The organism is Bacillus sp. FSL R5-0585 (genome assembly GCF_038004545.1).
GTDB classification, from domain to species: Bacteria; Bacillota; Bacilli; order Bacillales; family Bacillaceae_G; genus Bacillus_A; species Bacillus_A cereus.
Map to the genome: position 1 here is coordinate 2,124,499 of NZ_JBBORJ010000001.1, position 17,999 is coordinate 2,142,497.

Consider the following 17,999-nt stretch of genomic DNA (forward strand, 5'->3'; position numbering starts at 1 on the left):
CAAATAACAAAATAAAAAAGTAGCTGCTAGACTACTTTGACTCCTTCTTATTACCAAATGAAATGATATACATATTCTCCTGTTACACGCTCATTAATTCCCGCAACCCTGACGAACCTAAGTAAATCCGCCCCTTGCAGAAAATATATCGACATCGTAACCGGTACTTGTGACCACATGAATTGAAAAAGCTCATTCACCCTCTGATTCGTCGTAATGATTAAATCATTTACAGGTCCATGATTCCATGCAGAGGTTTGAACTGAAGTGAAAGAAAGGTCTTTTCCATTAACCACTATTCTTGATACGCTTTGAGTTATGTCCACAATAATCCCCTCCAACATTACAAAAATCGGACCTTTTTTAGTTCATATTATTATAAATATTCTTAACTGCAATAAATGTTTAAGGCAAATCCCTAATAAAGTGAAACTTTAATCAGCCCTCACCAATCGGGCTTTTACGGGCATCCCGACTCCACCTAACTTCTTTGCTTCCGCTGAATTTTGAGGTGAGGATCTTACTGCCCGTTAATGCGAGATAAATTTTTTTATTCATATCCCTTAATTCCCGTTACAACCATATAATTTCTAACCTTATTCAATTTTTGTAATTAAAATAAAAAATAGCTAATTCACTACTTAAAAAGTAAAAAAAGCATCAGATTGACTAGTATGTAGATGGTTAAATGAATGTAAAATGTTTTTAAATTATCTACTCTTTTTTTAGTTTGGAAGTAACTCTCATCTCGTCCCATCTTTATACACCACTTTCTTAATCACACTGAACGCAATATTCAATTGATGAGTTTGTCATTTCGTTACCTCCAATTAACGCCTTTGTTCAATGTAGTAATTTTCTTGTATAATAAAAGTTAATTAATCTAGAAGGGATTCTGAGAAAGAGCGAAAAATCAGCTGGAAAGCTTATCGATTTAAATATCTATTCGAAATTAATAAGCGATTAATTTTAGTCGCTCTGCCCATACTCAATCAAAGTGTGGGCTTCTTTAATTTTTGTATAAAATTCAAAAGTTTGACACAATCCTGGAAAAAGCTTATAAAGAAAAGTGAGGTTTCGTTATTTTCACACTTAGTAGCGCAGTCATGTTACATACAATTTTATAAGTGTGAACGAACTACAAAACTAAAAAACAAATAATAAGTTTGCAACATGTTTGCAAATACGAATTTTGCATATAAATTCGTGTGATATTGAAAGGAGTTTTACTTATGAAAGAAATTAAAACAGAACAAGAATTCAAAGACATCATCGCAAGCGAGGAGCCTGTAGTTGTTAAGTTCTTTACTACATGGTGCCCAGATTGCGTACGTATGGACAACTTTATCGGAGATGTAATGGAAGAGTTCAATAAATTTGAATGGTATTCTATTAATAAAGATGAGTTTCCAAGTATCGCTGAAGAGTATCAAGTAATGGGTATTCCAAGTTTACTTGTATACCAAAATGGTGAGAAGCTAGGCCACTTACATAGTGCTAATGCAAAAACAGAAGAGCAAGTTACTGAGTTTTTAGAAGCATACTAAAATGAAAACCCTCTGGAAAATATTTTTCAGAGGGTTTTCATCTATTTTCACAATTATCTTTTGAAGTTTTTCATCGTTTAATGAATTACACCTTGTCATGATAAGAATAATACGTAGTAAGAAAAGTATTCGTTTCCTCATCCATCTACCCTCCTATCTCTTTAGTAAATAAACTCCAATTAGGTTCACACCTTGACTTTGTACTTTTCAACATATTTTTCCTTTACGAAACTTTGTTATCCCCTTCTTAAAAAGCTATAAAACGTCAACAATGTTTGTATAGACCCACACGACTTTCGTTTGATACTCTATTTATAGAAAGAAATTCCTTTAAAGAAAGGTGAGTGATTAAAATGGATACTCTTTCTCATAAAGAAGCTGATAAAGGTGCTATTGTCAGCATTATGGCCTACATATTTTTATCCTCTATGAAAATCATCATCAGTTATATCACCCTCTCTAGCGCATTACGCGCTGACGGTTTAAATAACTTAACGGATATCGGTGCTTCTTTAGCGATATTAATTGGTCTAAAAATATCTCGTAAACCTCGTGACCCAGATCATCCGTATGGGCATTCGCGTGCCGAACAAATCGCATCACTTGTTGCGTCCTTCATTATGGCAACAGTCGGATTAGAAGTTGTTATTAGTGCCATTCAATCTTTCTTAAATCCGAAACAAGCAGCGCCTAATGTACTCGCTGCATGGGTTGCTTTATTTTCTGCTGTCGTTATGTACTGCGTGTATTTGTATACGAAAAAAATTGCAGCACGAACAAAAAGTAAATCATTAGAAGCCGCTGCAAAGGATAATTTATCAGATGCACTCGTAAGTATTGGTACCGTAGTAGGTATTGTCGGTTCTCAGTTCCAAATGCCTATTTTAGACCCTATTGCCGCTTTAATTGTCGGTCTTATTATTTGTAAAACTGCATGGGAGATTTTCGTAGAATCTTCTCATATGCTAACAGATGGAATTGATCCTGATAAAATGGAAGAATACGCTGATGCTATTGAGCATATTGGCGGTGTGGAAAACATTGTAGATATTCGAGCACGTATGTATGGGAATCAAACGTACGTTGATATTACAATTGAAGTAGATGCTCGCATGGATGTTGGAGAAAGTCACTGTATTACCGACAACATCGAAGCTATGCTGCGCAAAAAATTTGGAATTTACCATGCACACATTCATGTTGAGCCAATGAAAAAAGAACCTATTATGACATAGGTTCTTTTTTTATGAACGTTTTATGGAATATAACACATAAAACGAGCCAGCTACCGCCAGCTGCCCATCCTGCTAATATGTCAGATGGATAGTGCACGCCAAGATATATTCGGCTAACTGAAATAGATAATACAACAAAGCTTGCTATAAGAATAATTAACAATTTTTTATGCAACGAAATACGCTCTTCAGTAATTGTGACGTATGCAATAAATCCTAAAAAAGCAGTAGCATTCATCGTATGACCGCTCGGAAAACTATATCCAGTTGCAGTAACAAGCTGCGTAACATCAGGTCTTGCTCGTTCATACCATAGTTTAAGCATACTGTTTAAATAACGAGATCCGTAGTAATTAATTGTTAGAAGTAACGCACTAAGCAACTTTTTTCTAACGAGAAAATACATTACAAGAATAATGAGTAATGGAAAATATATTCTTTTGGAACCGATAAAAGACACCCAAGTAAAATAGGTCGTCAAATAATCGTTTCGAAAGCTTTGAATAAAATGTGCGACTATATTGTCAAAGTTCTCAATACAAGCGGTATGATACGAAAGTGATAATACGACAAAACAAATGAGTAACGTAAAACTTAGCAAGTATAAATGTCGATATCGTTTCACATACATAACCTCACTATGCAAAAAAATGGAGCGGTTGTTTTAGTTTTCCTCTCCATTTCTTTTTTATGCATAGTTTATTAAAAAATATAATTATTAATTTTCCGCTTCATCTCAGGGATATCTTCTCTTGTTACGGTAAAACGAATCACCTTCTCATCAAGATCAAGCGCCTCAGCGAATAATCCAGCTAAACCACGGGATTTTCTATCTACTTCCATAATAATTTCTAGTCGGTCGTATGCACGTGGCAAGATTAATAATTCTAATTCATCTAATTTCCCATAGTGCTCTCCAGAAACCGGAATAAACTCAAATTCTTGTGCGAATGGAACTTGCTTACGTAATCGGTGCGGTAATTCTTCACATTCTATATGACGTGCTTTAAACCCTAATTCATCTACACTATCTAAAACACTACTTAATAATGCATTGGGTAACACTTGAACGTAGTCGCGGTCACTTGGGTCTATACTACGTTTAATATCAAGACCTGTATGAATCCAAACCGTTTTCATACCAAGTGTAAGTGGTGCTTCAATTGGCATTGGAAAAGAAAATGGAATTTCAACTTTTTCATTCGGTTCTACAGAAAAAGGTTCTGTTAAGCGTACTCGCTCTAAATCATACGTTGCTGTTACTTTTTTATCATCCACTTCTCGTACATAAGACGTCGATAATGTTAAGTAAATGCTTTCAATTTGTTGGCTAACTGAACCTCCAGTTATATGAACCTTTCCAACTATTTCTTCCCCAACAATATACTCATCTTTTTCAAGAACAGTATCTACCTTTGCACTTCCAATACCAACGCTTGCTAAAAACTTTTGAAACATGGAGTCTCCATCCTTTCTAAAGCAGAAGCTACATCTTGTTTTAAATCTTGTACATTCTCATAGTACGGCGTTTTTATTTGTAACATTCGCATAAGAATTTCGCGATTATAATGTTCCAAAGTTAATTCTTCGTACCATGGTTTTTCCTGTTTTTCATTAGATTCATATCCTGCATATAATAAAAATAATGAGAAATGACCGAGCGCATAAAAGTCGCTACGAAAGTGAACTTCTCGCATCAAAGCTTGTTCACCTTCGTAAGTTGTAGCTCGCTCATCATCCTCACCTTTCCATTTAGCCAATCCAAAATCAATAATACTAATTTGATTTTCTTTCATTAGTATGTTTGGAATGCGTAAATCTCGATGAATAATGCCTTCACTATGAAACACCGATACAATTTCTAATATTTCATATAAAATCTTAAAAACTTCACGTTCTGTATATACATACCCATCTATGAAAATATAATCTTCAAAATTTTCACCAGGCATGTACTCCATCACAAAGAAGCTCTTTTTCTCCCATATGAAATGATCATATAGACTAGGAATTGCATAATGATTTAATGTTTGTAAAATCATTTTCTCTTGTTCAAATGATTTTCTACCAGACTCATATCTTTGTTTACTTTGTCTTAATTGTTTTAAGACTTTATATCTATTTGTTTGTAAATCATTAACGACGTATGTAACCCCATAACTGCCCATTCCAATTACTGATTCAATTTTATAACGTTCTGCAACAATTGTATTTTTTCGCAGTGGTCTATCAAATAATGCTAGTACACGACACCATTTCATCAGCTACTTGAAAAGAAGCTACGGCTTTTACGTTTTCTTTTATAATGTTGATGTCCATAACCAGATGAACGTCGTTTATAGTCGCTACTTGAATACGAGCGCCCTCTACGACGATAATCACTACTTGAATACGAACGATATTTTTTCTTTCCTAATAAAGAATCAATAATTTTTTTGAACATTCCTTCACCTCTTGAGTAAAATTTCCTTTTCATTATACCAATAATTATTGACTATATTTGTGACAGGTTTGTAAAGAGTAAAAAACGACGAGTTATGCCCGTCGTTACTTTCATTCATCCTCTTCATCAAAAACTTCATCAATCATACATTTCTCTAATAAATACTCAAATGTAATATCTGCGAGATCTTCAATTTCTTCTCGTTTTGGGACGTACCCTCTTTCAATTAGTTGCTCATAAAAAAACTCCGCAATCTCTTCCGTATCAATCACGACTTCAATTTCCTTCATGAGCATCACTCCTTTATTTCTGTTTTATGAAAAAATCTCAAAATTATGTATATGAGATTAGAAAAATAGATTTTATTTTTTTATAGGTCATAAGCTTTGGACGAGATGCATACGATTGTAGTACAAGCTATTCAAAGGGGGAAATAATAATGGAAAATCAATATGAAGTAGGACAAACAAAAGAAGAGTTCATGCATGAAGATCAATGGGCAGACTCTCTTATAAAGTGGCTTTTTATTTTTTTAATAGTTGTAGGCATACCTTATACTGCATATGTTGTTGTTCAATTTATTCTCTCTTTCTAGTTAACTATTTTTTCTCTGTCAATTTAACTAAATAATTATGAACAACATCCATTACAATTTTATATTCTTCATCTTTAAATGTATCGAACAATAATTGATAATCGTTATAAATATCAAGTAATCCATCAATGATTTCTTGACGATTCGTCTTAACACTCACTTTTTTCGAGTTGTTAATTGACTTTAACTTTCCTAAATCTAATTTATTCATACCTGCTTTATCTTGTTTCATTTTCTTCAAAATTGCATTTGCCGTTTGAGCATTGGCGAGTAACGTTAAATCTGATTCATCCGCTTCTAACCATTCACCATCCGTAATCCGTGACAATTCATAAATTGTATCTTCCCATGCGTCATTCTTATATCTCCATACTTCTGTACGAAAACCAACAATACGGAAAACATCTTTATCATATCCAGTTACTTGCACAAGATCACCAAACGTGAAATTATAATTTAATTCAATCCACTCCGTATCGCCCTTTTTCATATCTTGCTCTGTAACGTGCTGCAATGTTTGCTCTACGTAAAATCCATCGTGATTATTGACTTCGTATACATAAACTCCATCTAAAACCTTCATATTTGTAATCTTTCTATTTTTATCGGCTTAAGTTCTTCTTCATAAAACTCCTTGAAAATATCCGTATCCTTTAATTTTGAGTAAAGTTCTAACATCTTCTTTACATCCTCTAAATCAACGGAATATTCGTTCACCTTCATATATATCACTCCTTTATATAATTATAAATCAGAAAGAAAAACCCGTACACAATGAATATGTACGGGTTTAACTTGCTTTCTCATTGTCATTTTTATCTTCACTTTTACGTTTTTTTTCATCTTCTAGTTTTATCTCTTGTGCCAATTCAAGGAGGGCTTTTGCTGCTTTACGAGCATCAAACTTTCCAATTTCTTTGTATTTAAAATTCATGATGCCTCTCACCTCTGCCGATATGATATGCGAGACGTTTTGTCTGTGTTCTTTGTCCCTATCGTTTTTCTATCGAGAGAATGAAAAGTGTAAATCAAAAACTATAAAAACATAAAAAAAGCCTCCCTAAAGGGAAGCTTCTTCGTAATCTATTATTTAGCCTTTTTTAATCTTGATACTCAAATATCAAGGTGATTTTTCTATAATGTATACTTCAATTGTTAATATTACGCAATCACAGCTGAAGCAAAAGCTTCAATTTCTTCTTGAGTATGATTAATCTGACCTTCACTGAATAAATCATTTAGAAATTCAATACATGGGAGTTCTGATTCATTAGTAATCGTTTGTGCAAATTCGTAAGCACTTAAAGGCTTACCTTTCCTCTTGTTTTCTTCATATTCATGTGCCACTTCAAAATTCAAATAATGAGTATATCTTCTTGAAATACCTTGGAAAACTTCATTCGACTCAGTTATTTGTTCCCATATTCTCTGATTAAAACTCCACATTGCATTTGTTCTTGTTTCACCCTCTCTTGTTTCATATGTTGGAGAATCTACATCATGAACCACAACATGTTTAATACCAAAGTGAGTAAGAATTTTTTGGTAGAATACCATATTTGCTTTTGAACCAGTATTTAATATGAATACTTCTTTTTCATTCTTATAATATCTACTAATTAAATCACGATAAATAACTGCCTCTGTATCTCCTTCCACAAGAACTACTTCATCTGCGAAGAAACATTCACAAATGTGCGGGTTAAAACGATTTATCATTTGCAAGAAGTTTTTTTCATCTCCTTCATATACATCAAACTTAACTTGATACGTTCTAGTGTTCTTCTCAGTATCTTTGGTCAATCTTACTAAAGAAGCATGTGGTTTTGATGTATCAATCATTAAAGGCGAATGCGTGGCACACAGCACTTGGAAGGGGCTATCCTGTGCTAATTTATAAAGCTGTTCTCTTAATGAAAAAATCGCTTCAGGATGTAGATATAATTCAGGCTCTTCAAAAAGAATTAAATATTCTTTTCTTGTTTTTTCTAAATCTGTTCCTAGCGTTGAAAGGAAACTAAAAAATGCTTGTCTCATAACACCGTGTCCATTTTTCTTTAAATCGTACATCTCTTCTGCTACAGCCCTATCTGTAACGCTTATTCCATGTGTAGCTTTTAAAGTTTTTGCAATGTCTATTCCTGATTCAGGGACAGAATAAATTTGTAAAGCTAAATGCGGAAAAACTTCTGCAAAAAACTGGTTCATCTTTTCGTTAATATTACTAATGTCACTTGAACTAGAAATCTCGTCTTTTAACTCATTCAAACCAGCGATAATACTGTTGTATTTTACTGAGTAATCTGTTTCAAGCTTTTTTATATGTTTTTTAGTTATAATATCATTAATCTGTTTTTCTAAATCTTCTGCTGAAGTAACTGCATTTATAGGAATTGCAGTAGGGGCGTATCGTTTAAGCAATGTGTCAAATCCACCAAACCCGCCATCTACATACTCCTTTGTGCTAGGATTGTAGGTCTGTTTCTTTCCCTCTTCCCCAACGCTAGACCAAACTTTTTTGATTCTAATCAATCCATCTTCATCTACCCATTTGTGTATCCAATCTGGATCTGCTTGATTTAATAATACATCCTGTCCATCACTTTCTTCGCAAGTGAAAATCCCAGATATTTCAATTTTATGAGAAGTATTTTTATTATAGAAATCTTCTATTGTAGACTTCACTTTTGGCTCAACAAAAAAATTATACGCATGCAAAAATGTAGATTTCCCGAAATTATTTTTTCCTATTAAGAAAATAATATCTGACCCTTCAAAATCAATAATATTTTTCTTTCCCTTTAATCCTCTAAAATTATTTACGACCAGCTTTTTTAATTTCATAACACACCTTTTCCCCTTTCAACAACCGCTCTCATTAAGTTTTCTTAATACAACAATGCCTACTTACTTTACTTCTTCCCTTGCCATATCCACTTTCCAGTATTACAATCATTGAACATCTAATACAAAGAATATTATACCAAAAAATGTATTATATATATGTAATAATATTAAATTAATGATCCAGCTTTCGATAAATTTAATACATTTAGTCCATCATTTACACTATCTCATACAAAATAAATAAAAAGGAAATCACATCTACAAAAGTGCTTAGATATAATCCCCTTTTTATAAAATACAAATAATAAAATTGATATTTTATTACTAAACTTAATAGGTTATAAGTATTTATCTACTTCAAACTTGTAAAATCCGTTTAGGCTATTTTTATATTCTAAAAAGTCTACATTCACTATCAAATTATTGTTTTCATCTAAACCAATATTTTTTAATTGATCATCCTTTTGTAATTTTGCAATTAGATTAAATGAGAGGCCTGTTTTAATTAAATCAATTTTATCTTGATCATTAGTTCCATAAACCACGTTATTATATTCTTCCTCAGATATTAGCTCTAATTCGAATAAAACTATAATTAGCCTATTTAATTTATAATTAATAAAATCATCTTCTATCTTCAATTTTATGATGGCTAAATTTATTAGCTCCGCATCACTCTTAGTCGCTAAATCAACAAAAACGTCTTGATTTCCACCCTGATAATTCTCTGTATAAAGTGGTTTTTCACCATAGCTGGCACCTATATACATATCCGTTTCCTTTGTGGCAATACGCTTTTTAAAATAACCATAGGTTTCAGTAATGTTTTCTCTTAATGAATTTACTTTCCTTGCAAAAATATGTCTACGGTAATAATTACGGGCTTTTTCTAATCTAAGACGCCCAATTTCAAAATCAGAAATAATATCTTTATCGAATCCAGCTAAATAAAAAGCATTGACTTTATCTACTACCTCTAGTTTTATCCAGGCTTTATTTCCCTTTAAAATTCCAATCCTTCTTTGTAGTTCTTTTAAATAGCTATCTTTTATGGATAACATGTTTTCCAAACCAGATTTTATAAAGATCCTTTTTAACTTTTCAAGTTCATCGGATGAGTCAGCTAAAATTAAATCTTCATTTTCTTTAATGAATTGGATTTTTTCTTGAGCAGTTTCATCTTTAACTTTAGTTATATCGTATTCCGCTAATATCGGATTTTTAATTTCATCTGAAAAAATATTGCTTCTTAATTTACATATTAGATTTTCCATCTTAATATTTTTCTTGTTGTATTTGCTATTCAGAAAATGAACTGATGGTAATAACTTAGTTAATTGATTCGTTTCCACCTTAAATACTTCATTCAACCTGTTAACCCTACCTATTAAGTTAGTTACTTCTTTTTCTTTTAGGCCATTAGAATGCATAATAAAAAGATTATCTACAGGTAGATTTATTCCTTCAAGTATTACTTTATTTGCAATGACAATATTCAGATCCGTATTCTGTTTAAATTGATACTCTAAGTATTCTTTAATAACTTCCGGTAATCTCCCATGCAAGTATATAATCCCTTTTTTTAACAATTCTATCATTTGAAAATCCTTATGTACTAATTCCTCTAATTCTCGAATTAAATTTCTTGTCTCTCTCTTTAATTCTATGAAAGGTAAATTAAGAAATAATTCTTTAGAAAACTCTTCTATTCTTCTCGGCGCCTTATGATAAATAAAATTCTTATTTCTCTTATTAGACGTTATATACGTTATATATCCAGGTTCTTTTCCTTTTGTGACTATCTCTCCATATGAATAAAACTCATTGACAAATCGATTATATAAAAGTATTTGGTTATTTTCCCTATACTCAAAAATTTCCGGTTCCTTCATATTATATGCAATTTTTTGTTCTACGATTTCACTTTGGAAATCTAATCTAAGGTTATTGCTGTTATTTATAAGTGGAGATAAATAAATTACTTTTTGATTCTTATTTTTTTGCGCATTGTATCTAATAAGCCTTGAAAGTAAAATACTCCTAATATCTTTTTCAAATAAGTTATGCGCCTCATCAATGTATAATATATCAAAATGAACGTCATTATTTTCTAATAATCGTAACGCCCTTTCCTGCGTTAATACCCCAATAAAGCTTGTATCTTCTCGATACATCTCATCATGAGTGATAATTCTTCTATCTAATTCAGCATTTCTAACTAATTTATATGTCTGAACCAAGAGAGACTTTGTTGGTACAATTATACCCACCTTAAGATTTTGATCTAAGTTATTTTTTATATGTTCTATAATTAAAGAACTTTTCCCATAAGAAGTAGGTGCTACATAACTGATGTTCTGAGAATCATCTTTTAGTAAATTCAATCTCATTTTTTGTTGTTCGAAAGTTTCTATGTAATTTTCATGATTATATTCTTCTAATTTTATACTTGCTAGTTCATCAGTTAATTTCATCTCCGGTATTAAACCTTTTTCTTGAATATCCTTTGCTATTGGATAGAATCCAAAATTAATTGCAAAATCATAAAGTGGCCTATAGTCTTGATATGTAGTTGAATATTTCAAGAAAATATAATAAGCAAATTCAAGATAGGGAGTATGTCTTTTATCTGCTTCAAAGCTTTTTATAAAGAGAAGCGCAACTGATAGAAGATAAGTTTTTTCTTCATTAGTTAATTCCTTCCCTAGCGTTAATTTTTCCATATTTTCTTTGAAAGCAGGAATTTTATTTATTCGAGTTAATTGTGCTTTTTCCTTGCTGTCCATGTCCATCCTCCCTTTTCGGAACGCCTAAGAAATCCATAAATAAATCTAATGACTTTTTTGTACAACATATTATAACTAATTTTTTATATTCAAAATTCGGATATATTTTTAAGATTTTCTGATAAATCTCATCTACATCAAATTCTTGCCACTCGCCATTAAGAAATACTGTTCCAGCAGGTATAATATTAAATTTCTTTGTAGAGTGATATTTCTCATCCATGTAATCATCTGAAAAATCTTGTAAAATAGATAATATAGAGTCTTCTGTCCCAACATCTCTTGAATTCGCATGCTGATAAGCATTTTGCCAAGGATCATTTCCCGACCCGCCACTCAACTGCTGCTTCAAACTATTATAAGCCTCTCTAATTTTCTCTGAATGAGATATATTTACAGATCTTGCATTACCAGATTTACTTTCTAAAATCCATTCTTCGTCCTCTTTTGAATAATAACCATCAAACCCCTTTTTTATCGAGGTCTCTTCCATATTTAAAAACATACACTCTTGTTTATAATTCTTACCTCTTAAATACAAATGTAAAAAAAACTCAGCAGTTGCTCCGTTCCTTGTTCTCTCATCTTTTTTTTCAAAAAATCTCAAGGCTCTCTTTTTTATAATTTCTAAAGAACTCCTATTGTTTTGCCCCTTACAAATACTCACAAAATTATCATTTATATGAGTAATAAATTTCTCACTAAATTCCTTTATATCAATATAATGAAATTCAGCATTTTCATTTATATGTATAATTTGACTATTAAACAAATCTTCCGCCAAAAATTTCACCTTCTTCTGACTTAAATCAATTTAACAGGATTATTTTCCTGCATTACCTTTAAAAATAATATAATCTAAATTTTACCATCATTTTTCAGATTAAAGAAGGTTTTATTCAAAAATAGCTATAAACTATTCTAAAATACTTTGAATATAATTAATTTAATAGCGGAAGACATTCATAATAGAAATAATAAAAGAAATGTTGATCATCTGAAACATTCCGACAAAGTTTGTGTATCACCGTCTGCTCTGTTTCAACAAACCCCGGAATAAATAGTATTAAAAAACTTATGTATAAACGTGTTTACAATTTGGAATAAACTGTATATAATTATTAATAGAGAGAGAAATAAAAAACTAAATATACTTCAAATAACTAGTCCTATCATTTTGATAGGGCTTTTACTTATTATAGGCCAATTGGTACCGTTGATGTAAACACCACTCCCCTCGTAATTACTGGTGATTTTAGCTTTTTTTTGAAATTGGGAGGCGATACTTCTCTCACTTTTATTTTTTAAAATTTTTTTTATTTTTTTCAAAAATTTTTTCACCCCAAACTTTGTCTCCAAAACTCTGCTCATCATTGCTTCCTCAAACAATCTATCCAACTCGCTTAACAACAACCACAAACAACTCCAACAACTTCATTGTGATTGCTTCATCTGATGTAGTTGCTGCTTCTTTTCATCTGCCTTCAACAACGATTGGTGTTGCATTAGGATCTGATTTATTAATCTCTCACACAACAGTTATGAATGCAGTTTAATATGCTGTTGTATTTGCTTTATATTCTGCTTATATATCTGCTCACACATCTGTTTATATATCAGTTATAACTGCTGATTATATTCTGTTTATATCTGCTATTAATCTGCTAATACCTTCTGATAGAGATGCATATACATAAGCTTATATATAACGCCTCACATTCGTATATAATGCTGCACCCTATAAGTATATATACAGCACCTCATATAAGCACCTTATCAGTATATAAAAGATAATGGTCATCTTCCTTCTTTAAATATTACTTTCATTTGGATGTTTCAACCTGTTATCTCATAGTGCTTAAAATAAAAAAAAGAAGGACCGGCGAATGCCGATCCCTTGAATAATTAATCTACTCTTTGTTTTGAATAATTTAAGCAATAACTATTTTAGCAATAGCTTGTGGATTATAGACTGCTCCATCCATATAACTATCCAACACAAAAGCAGTTGTTCCTGCCAAAGCGTTTTCAGTATCAACTGTTGGTTGTAATCTTGCAGCTTGTTTAATCATTATTGCATAAGCGTGATAAAAATTTGCGAAAATTACTGGAGTTGATTCAGGTAAAACATCAGTAATATAAATTGCTTTACCAAATAACGTTCTTGTAGGTTTTCCATTTACTACTCCATTTTGTACATAAGAATGATCTAACGCATCTTTTAATTTAGCAATTTGGTTATATGTTTTACGTGCCATAATAAATGCTGCATTTCCATCTGCATAATCGTAAGGGATACTATTATGCAAATCCATTAGTTCATCAATTTCAACTTTCTTTACCTTCACAGTTGGAACAAGTGTATCGTTTACTATACCATTAAATTCATTTCCACCGGTACCAACTAAAATTGATTTTTCAATCGCTTTTATTAATTTACGTGATAATAGGTCTGCAATATAATCTGATGTTGAAATTGCAGTATCATTTAATAACTGATTAGAAGCTCGAATAGCCGCTCCAGCTCTCTTCTGTTCTAATTTAACAGTTTCAAAATCCATAGCTAATTGTTTTAAATTAATTCCTTCACCAACAAAACCTGCATCATCTAAGCTGTCTTCCCTTGCAATCGTTAACGTACCTGCAACTGATGGAAATTTACGAGCCATTTCAAAAATAGGAGAACGCTCTTCCACTTTCTTAATTACTTGATTGTGAACAGATTCAGGAATTACGGCTCCACCAGCTGTTCCCGTTGTATTAAATCTTACCTCACTATTTCGATTTTCAGCTATTTCTTGTCCATTTTGTTTTCCTAAAACAAAGGACTCAAATTGTTCTAGTTCTAATTGTTCGTTTGTTCGTTCCTCAATGCCATATTTAACTATTGTCTTTTCCATTTCTCTCTTCTCCTTTAATTGATTGTTTATTTTAACTTCCTTGGGGATTTCAATATCGTTAACAAGGTCAATACCTCGAGCTGCGATTGTTGATTGGGAATACGCAGGATTTTTAACAACAGAGACTTCAAATAATTCAAGCTCTTCAATTGTTCGTTCGTAAAGATTTGTTTCAAGTAATCTCCAACTATCTTTAATAGTGCGGAAACCAAATGACATGTTTCTGAGAATGCCAGAATTAATTAATTCGTAATAATCTTTTCCCCACGATGTAGAAGCAATTGTCGCTTCCATATAAAGACCTTGATTATCTTCTGTTAATCGTAAAGAGCCGTTGCGAGTAGACGCCAAAATTAAGCTACCCTTGTGTTCCGCAAGAAAATCAATGTCTTTGCTTGTTGATTGAATTGCACGAGAGAAAGCACCTTTAGCAATCTTCTCAACAAATCGTTTCGTAACTCCTAATACATTACTCAGTTGACCAGTTTTATTAACATAACCGGAAACTGTCATTGTTCCATCAGTATTTGCGTGTAACTCAGAGACCGCAACACGAAGTTCCATTTTCATTATTTATTACTTCCTTTCGAGTTCTTAAAATTGCTTTTAAAAGCAGTTAAATATAAAAAAATAAAATAGACGATACCAGAGTATCGCCTAAGTTCTATAACCAAAATTACTAAATAAAACATTCAAAATGATGCTTTCAAATGTTTTATCTAATAATCTTTTATTTAATTTTTAGGAAGCGAGATCCAATAAACTTTTAAAGTTCGAGTTAAGGAAATATAAAAGCGTATTGGATCTCTAATTGAACTACTTGCATACGTAACAATGATTCTTCCTAACTTACATTAAAAAGGAGATTAATATGGAAAATGAAAAATGGAAATTAAAGAGTTGTATAAGTAAGCTTTATTACTTATATGACTCTCTATTTATAATATAAACAAGTACCGATTTTTAGACAGTTTTTCTAACATTTATAACACTTTTTATCTCTCTATAATATATATACATTCCAACCCATTTTTGTACGTATTATTGAAAATTGTTTCATTTGTTTTCGAAAGGCAATCTTAGGCCGCCTTAGTTGTTCTGCTCAATGATGTCAAACCTTACTTGCTTTCCATTAATTCTAGTTGTTCCATTATCAATTTTAAAACCTGATTCCACCAAAAGTTTTTTTATAGCTGGCCATTTCATTTGCCTGCCATTATTATTTATTAAATTGAGTTCGAGAACAAGTTCATCCTTTTTCCCTTTCGTCAATGGTATTCCAACGAACTTTTCTATTTTAGTAGGACATAATTCTACAACCGAGCCATCTCTCTTAATCGTTTCAATTGAACCACTTTGGTTCAAAGTAACCAACTTCTCTATGTCATGGCGAATCCTTCCCCTAACTTGAGTAATCACTTCTGAATTCCTACTATGAACAATAACTGTCTGAGCCATATTTTCTTTATCAAAAATATTGTATCCCGTTTCATATGCTGCATTGATTATTACTACATCTACGTATTGTGGAATTTCCTCATTTTCAACAATATGATCTCTAACTTTTCTAGAAAGGTTGTCCATTTTACGTTCATTATTGATACTCCATAAACATGCAACATTGAATCCATTTAACTCCAACTTCTCCCTAACTTCTAATGACTTTTTAATAGTATCAACATACATTAGAATTTTTTTATCTTCACACAAATCAGTTTTCCTTAGTTCATTCAAAATATTATCTATGTTTGTGTAGACCTTTTGGCTGTTGAACAAAAATCCTCGTAATTCATTTTCTGCTACAATCTTATTACATCTATAATTGAAGCTATCTTTTAAAAGTTTAGTAATCCTAAATGGTGTTGCTGTCATAAATAAAGTCTTGAATATTCCTTTATCCGTGGCACCAACAATCTTTTCTAATGCTTTATATAATTTCGTTTCTTCTTTCTTGGCACCCAATTGAAGGTCGTACCCAATATATTTTGCTAGGTTATGAACTTCATCACAACATAAGAATTTAATATTATTCAAAAAGCTATCATCACTGCTGTTGCTTAAAATACTCGCAAACTTTGCATACGTCATACAGATTGCTCTGTTATCTTTCTTTACTTCCTCTTTAATTTGAGCGCCAAATCCATGCTCTGGTAATTGTTCTAGATTGTAGTTCATAGTTCCTTTAACAGACGGAGTGTATGGTTTCAAGAATTCTTCATATTTATTTAACAATGACTCTTCTAGAACTGAAGTATCAACAAGATACAAAATTCTTTCTTTATTCTTTGCCTTCTTAACAACTTCATCAATAAAAAATGTAGTCTTTCCTGTACCACAAGGGGATTCAATTAAATTAATGATCCCATCTATAATTTTCGAGTACGTAACCAATTCCGATACATACCTTGCTCTAATTCCATTTTTCTCTTTCAAAGATTGCAAATACATCTCATTATGTGATTTTCTATTCATAATAAGTTCCCCCATTAATTTGATTTATTTTTGTTATTTTATACGCCATCGTAAAAACGTAAATCAAATAGCGAAACTTTTTAGAAATAGAAAATAAATCTTGTTACAAACCGGTATATCAGTATATATACTCATATACTGGATTGTAACACTACCGAGTAAAGAACTGAGCTATGCTCGTTCTTTACCTCGTTGTCTTCTGTTCAGTTTCACTGAACGAAGACATATATCACTTTTATTTCACTTTATATTCAAGTTCCCCCAAGAAGAACTCATATATAAAATGAGAATTTTATTACCTGTTTCAATGTTCGGCGCAAAAGTTTATGAAGTTAGTAGTCTTAAATTAATAGGCAGTTTACTTTAAGAAGGATTAAACCCATCTACCCTAGAATATTAATACCCCAGAAAAATAGATTGAATAAATAGTGGATATGCACCATACTTAATTTATGACCAATGAATTTGGAAATAAACTTTACAAAATTTAATATGGGAGAAATGGCACATGGATATTCCTACATATATAGATTTCCTTCGAAAAGCACTCAATAATGTTGAGGAAGTTTATTTTGGAAATCAGAATTGGATCGATTCTATGCTAAATGTTCATAATGTTGAATCTCAGAATCGAGAAGAGTTAATACCGTATTTGAGTATGCATCACGAGCGAGTCTTCTGCTATGAACTTTATCATCAACTCCGCAAAATCATGGAACAAAATAAGCTGAATGAAAAGGTGATTTTGCAAGCTGAACTCCGCAAAGCTCAAGTAGGCAGTGAAATTGAACAATTATATGGAATGCAAAGCACTGATGGCGTATATTATCCTGACTTCTTAATACATGAACCCCAAACATTCGATAATCAAGACTTAATTATAGAAGTTAAAGCTAACCCTGGGCTTACTGTTGCGGATATGAAAAAGGATATATTAAAAATCGATCAGTTCATAAACAAATATCAATATAAAAAAGGAATCTTCTTAGCAATAAATATTAGCGAAGATAGACTCAACCAGCTTTTAACAAATACTCACCTATTAAAGTGCTTAAAAGAACAAACTACATGTAAAAATGAAATCTTACTTATGTTTAGAGAATCAGCTAATAAACCTACAATCTCAAAAAATCTAGCAAGGTTATTACAATGAACGAAATAGATAGCTTAAAAT

General features: G+C 31.7%; 19 protein-coding genes and 1 pseudogene. 5 read left to right on the top strand and 15 right to left on the bottom strand.

What is annotated here, in order from left to right; all coding sequences use genetic code 11:
* Positions 1-50: 50 nt before the first annotated feature.
* Both MKY38_RS10835 and MKY38_RS10840 read right to left on the bottom strand, forming a co-directional pair.
* Entirely contained in the window at positions 51-326 is a 276-nt protein-coding gene (locus MKY38_RS10835; protein WP_130813707.1) for a hypothetical protein, read from the bottom strand.
* A 320-nt stretch (positions 327-646) separates the two neighbouring features.
* A pseudogene (locus tag MKY38_RS10840) lies at positions 647-757 on the bottom strand (2TM domain-containing protein); the annotation flags it as partial.
* A gap of 475 nt (positions 758-1,232) precedes the next feature.
* Here MKY38_RS10840 and MKY38_RS10850 point away from each other — a divergent pair.
* Positions 1,233-1,547 carry a thioredoxin family protein gene (locus MKY38_RS10850; protein ID WP_000658787.1) on the top strand — a complete coding sequence of 105 codons (315 nt, stop codon included), beginning with the start codon at positions 1,233-1,235 and terminating at the stop codon, positions 1,545-1,547.
* Positions 1,548-1,900: 353 nt separating this feature from the next.
* Positions 1,901-2,782 (top strand): cation diffusion facilitator family transporter, encoded by an 882-nt coding sequence (locus MKY38_RS10855; protein WP_000380385.1) that lies wholly within the window; start codon positions 1,901-1,903, stop codon positions 2,780-2,782.
* Here the strand turns inward: MKY38_RS10855 and MKY38_RS10860 are convergent.
* The 5 genes from MKY38_RS10860 to MKY38_RS10880 form a co-directional block, all read right to left on the bottom strand.
* Positions 2,772-3,407, bottom strand: a complete 636-nt coding sequence (locus MKY38_RS10860) for a phosphatase PAP2 family protein (protein WP_000833370.1) — start codon at positions 3,405-3,407, stop codon at positions 2,772-2,774. The genes MKY38_RS10855 and MKY38_RS10860 overlap by 11 nt on opposite strands.
* Positions 3,408-3,484: 77 nt before the next feature.
* Entirely contained in the window at positions 3,485-4,240 is a 756-nt protein-coding gene (locus tag MKY38_RS10865; RefSeq protein ID WP_341048973.1) for a sporulation protein, read from the bottom strand.
* The gene (locus MKY38_RS10870) at positions 4,222-5,043 is read right to left on the bottom strand and encodes a serine/threonine protein kinase (protein ID WP_006927693.1); all 822 of its coding nucleotides are present in this window, start codon (positions 5,041-5,043) and stop codon (positions 4,222-4,224) included. The genes MKY38_RS10865 and MKY38_RS10870 overlap by 19 nt, the downstream gene beginning before the upstream one ends.
* Positions 5,043-5,225 (bottom strand): hypothetical protein, encoded by a 183-nt coding sequence (locus tag MKY38_RS10875; RefSeq protein ID WP_000473371.1) that lies wholly within the window; start codon positions 5,223-5,225, stop codon positions 5,043-5,045. Before MKY38_RS10875 ends, MKY38_RS10870 begins: the two co-directional genes overlap by 1 nt.
* Positions 5,226-5,335: 110 nt before the next feature.
* Complete coding sequence (locus tag MKY38_RS10880; RefSeq protein WP_000658451.1) at positions 5,336-5,515, bottom strand: YozD family protein; 180 nt, start codon at positions 5,513-5,515, stop codon at positions 5,336-5,338.
* A 149-nt stretch (positions 5,516-5,664) separates the two neighbouring features.
* On the opposite strand from MKY38_RS10880, the gene MKY38_RS10885 reads away from it, so the two are divergent.
* Positions 5,665-5,820 (top strand): DUF3930 family protein, encoded by a 156-nt coding sequence (locus MKY38_RS10885; protein WP_000431486.1) that lies wholly within the window; start codon positions 5,665-5,667, stop codon positions 5,818-5,820.
* Between the two features lie 4 nt (positions 5,821-5,824).
* On the opposite strand, the gene MKY38_RS10890 is transcribed toward MKY38_RS10885, so the two are convergent.
* The 6 genes from MKY38_RS10890 to MKY38_RS10915 all read right to left on the bottom strand — a co-directional run bounded on the left by MKY38_RS10890 (position 5,825) and on the right by MKY38_RS10915 (position 12,237).
* On the bottom strand, positions 5,825-6,403 hold the full coding sequence (locus MKY38_RS10890) for a hypothetical protein (protein WP_097850518.1): 579 nt from the start codon (positions 6,401-6,403) through the stop codon (positions 5,825-5,827).
* Positions 6,400-6,543 carry a hypothetical protein gene (locus tag MKY38_RS10895; protein ID WP_341048975.1) on the bottom strand — a complete coding sequence of 48 codons (144 nt, stop codon included), beginning with the start codon at positions 6,541-6,543 and terminating at the stop codon, positions 6,400-6,402. Before MKY38_RS10895 ends, MKY38_RS10890 begins: the two co-directional genes overlap by 4 nt.
* A gap of 67 nt (positions 6,544-6,610) precedes the next feature.
* Positions 6,611-6,754 (bottom strand): hypothetical protein, encoded by a 144-nt coding sequence (locus tag MKY38_RS10900; protein WP_341048976.1) that lies wholly within the window; start codon positions 6,752-6,754, stop codon positions 6,611-6,613.
* Between the two features lie 227 nt (positions 6,755-6,981).
* Positions 6,982-8,664, bottom strand: a complete 1,683-nt coding sequence (locus MKY38_RS10905) for an ATP-dependent nuclease (RefSeq protein ID WP_341048977.1) — start codon at positions 8,662-8,664, stop codon at positions 6,982-6,984.
* 341 nt (positions 8,665-9,005) lie between these two features.
* Positions 9,006-11,453 (bottom strand): DEAD/DEAH box helicase, encoded by a 2,448-nt coding sequence (locus tag MKY38_RS10910; RefSeq protein ID WP_341048979.1) that lies wholly within the window; start codon positions 11,451-11,453, stop codon positions 9,006-9,008.
* Entirely contained in the window at positions 11,413-12,237 is an 825-nt protein-coding gene (locus tag MKY38_RS10915; protein ID WP_144557074.1) for a hypothetical protein, read from the bottom strand. The genes MKY38_RS10910 and MKY38_RS10915 overlap by 41 nt, the downstream gene beginning before the upstream one ends.
* 565 nt (positions 12,238-12,802) lie before the next feature.
* Between MKY38_RS10915 and MKY38_RS10920 the strand changes: the two genes are divergently transcribed.
* Positions 12,803-13,009 (top strand): hypothetical protein, encoded by a 207-nt coding sequence (locus tag MKY38_RS10920; protein ID WP_341048981.1) that lies wholly within the window; start codon positions 12,803-12,805, stop codon positions 13,007-13,009.
* A 375-nt stretch (positions 13,010-13,384) separates the two neighbouring features.
* On the opposite strand, the gene MKY38_RS10925 is transcribed toward MKY38_RS10920, so the two are convergent.
* Entirely contained in the window at positions 13,385-14,923 is a 1,539-nt protein-coding gene (locus MKY38_RS10925) for a phage major capsid protein (protein ID WP_341048983.1), read from the bottom strand.
* A 519-nt stretch (positions 14,924-15,442) separates the two neighbouring features.
* Positions 15,443-16,825: a DEAD/DEAH box helicase family protein gene (locus tag MKY38_RS10930; protein WP_341048985.1), complete on the bottom strand. Its 1,383-nt coding sequence runs from the start codon at positions 16,823-16,825 to the stop codon at positions 15,443-15,445.
* Between the two features lie 508 nt (positions 16,826-17,333).
* On the opposite strand from MKY38_RS10930, the gene MKY38_RS10935 reads away from it, so the two are divergent.
* Positions 17,334-17,978 carry a hypothetical protein gene (locus MKY38_RS10935; protein ID WP_341048986.1) on the top strand — a complete coding sequence of 215 codons (645 nt, stop codon included), beginning with the start codon at positions 17,334-17,336 and terminating at the stop codon, positions 17,976-17,978.
* The last annotated feature ends 21 nt before the right edge of the window (positions 17,979-17,999 follow it).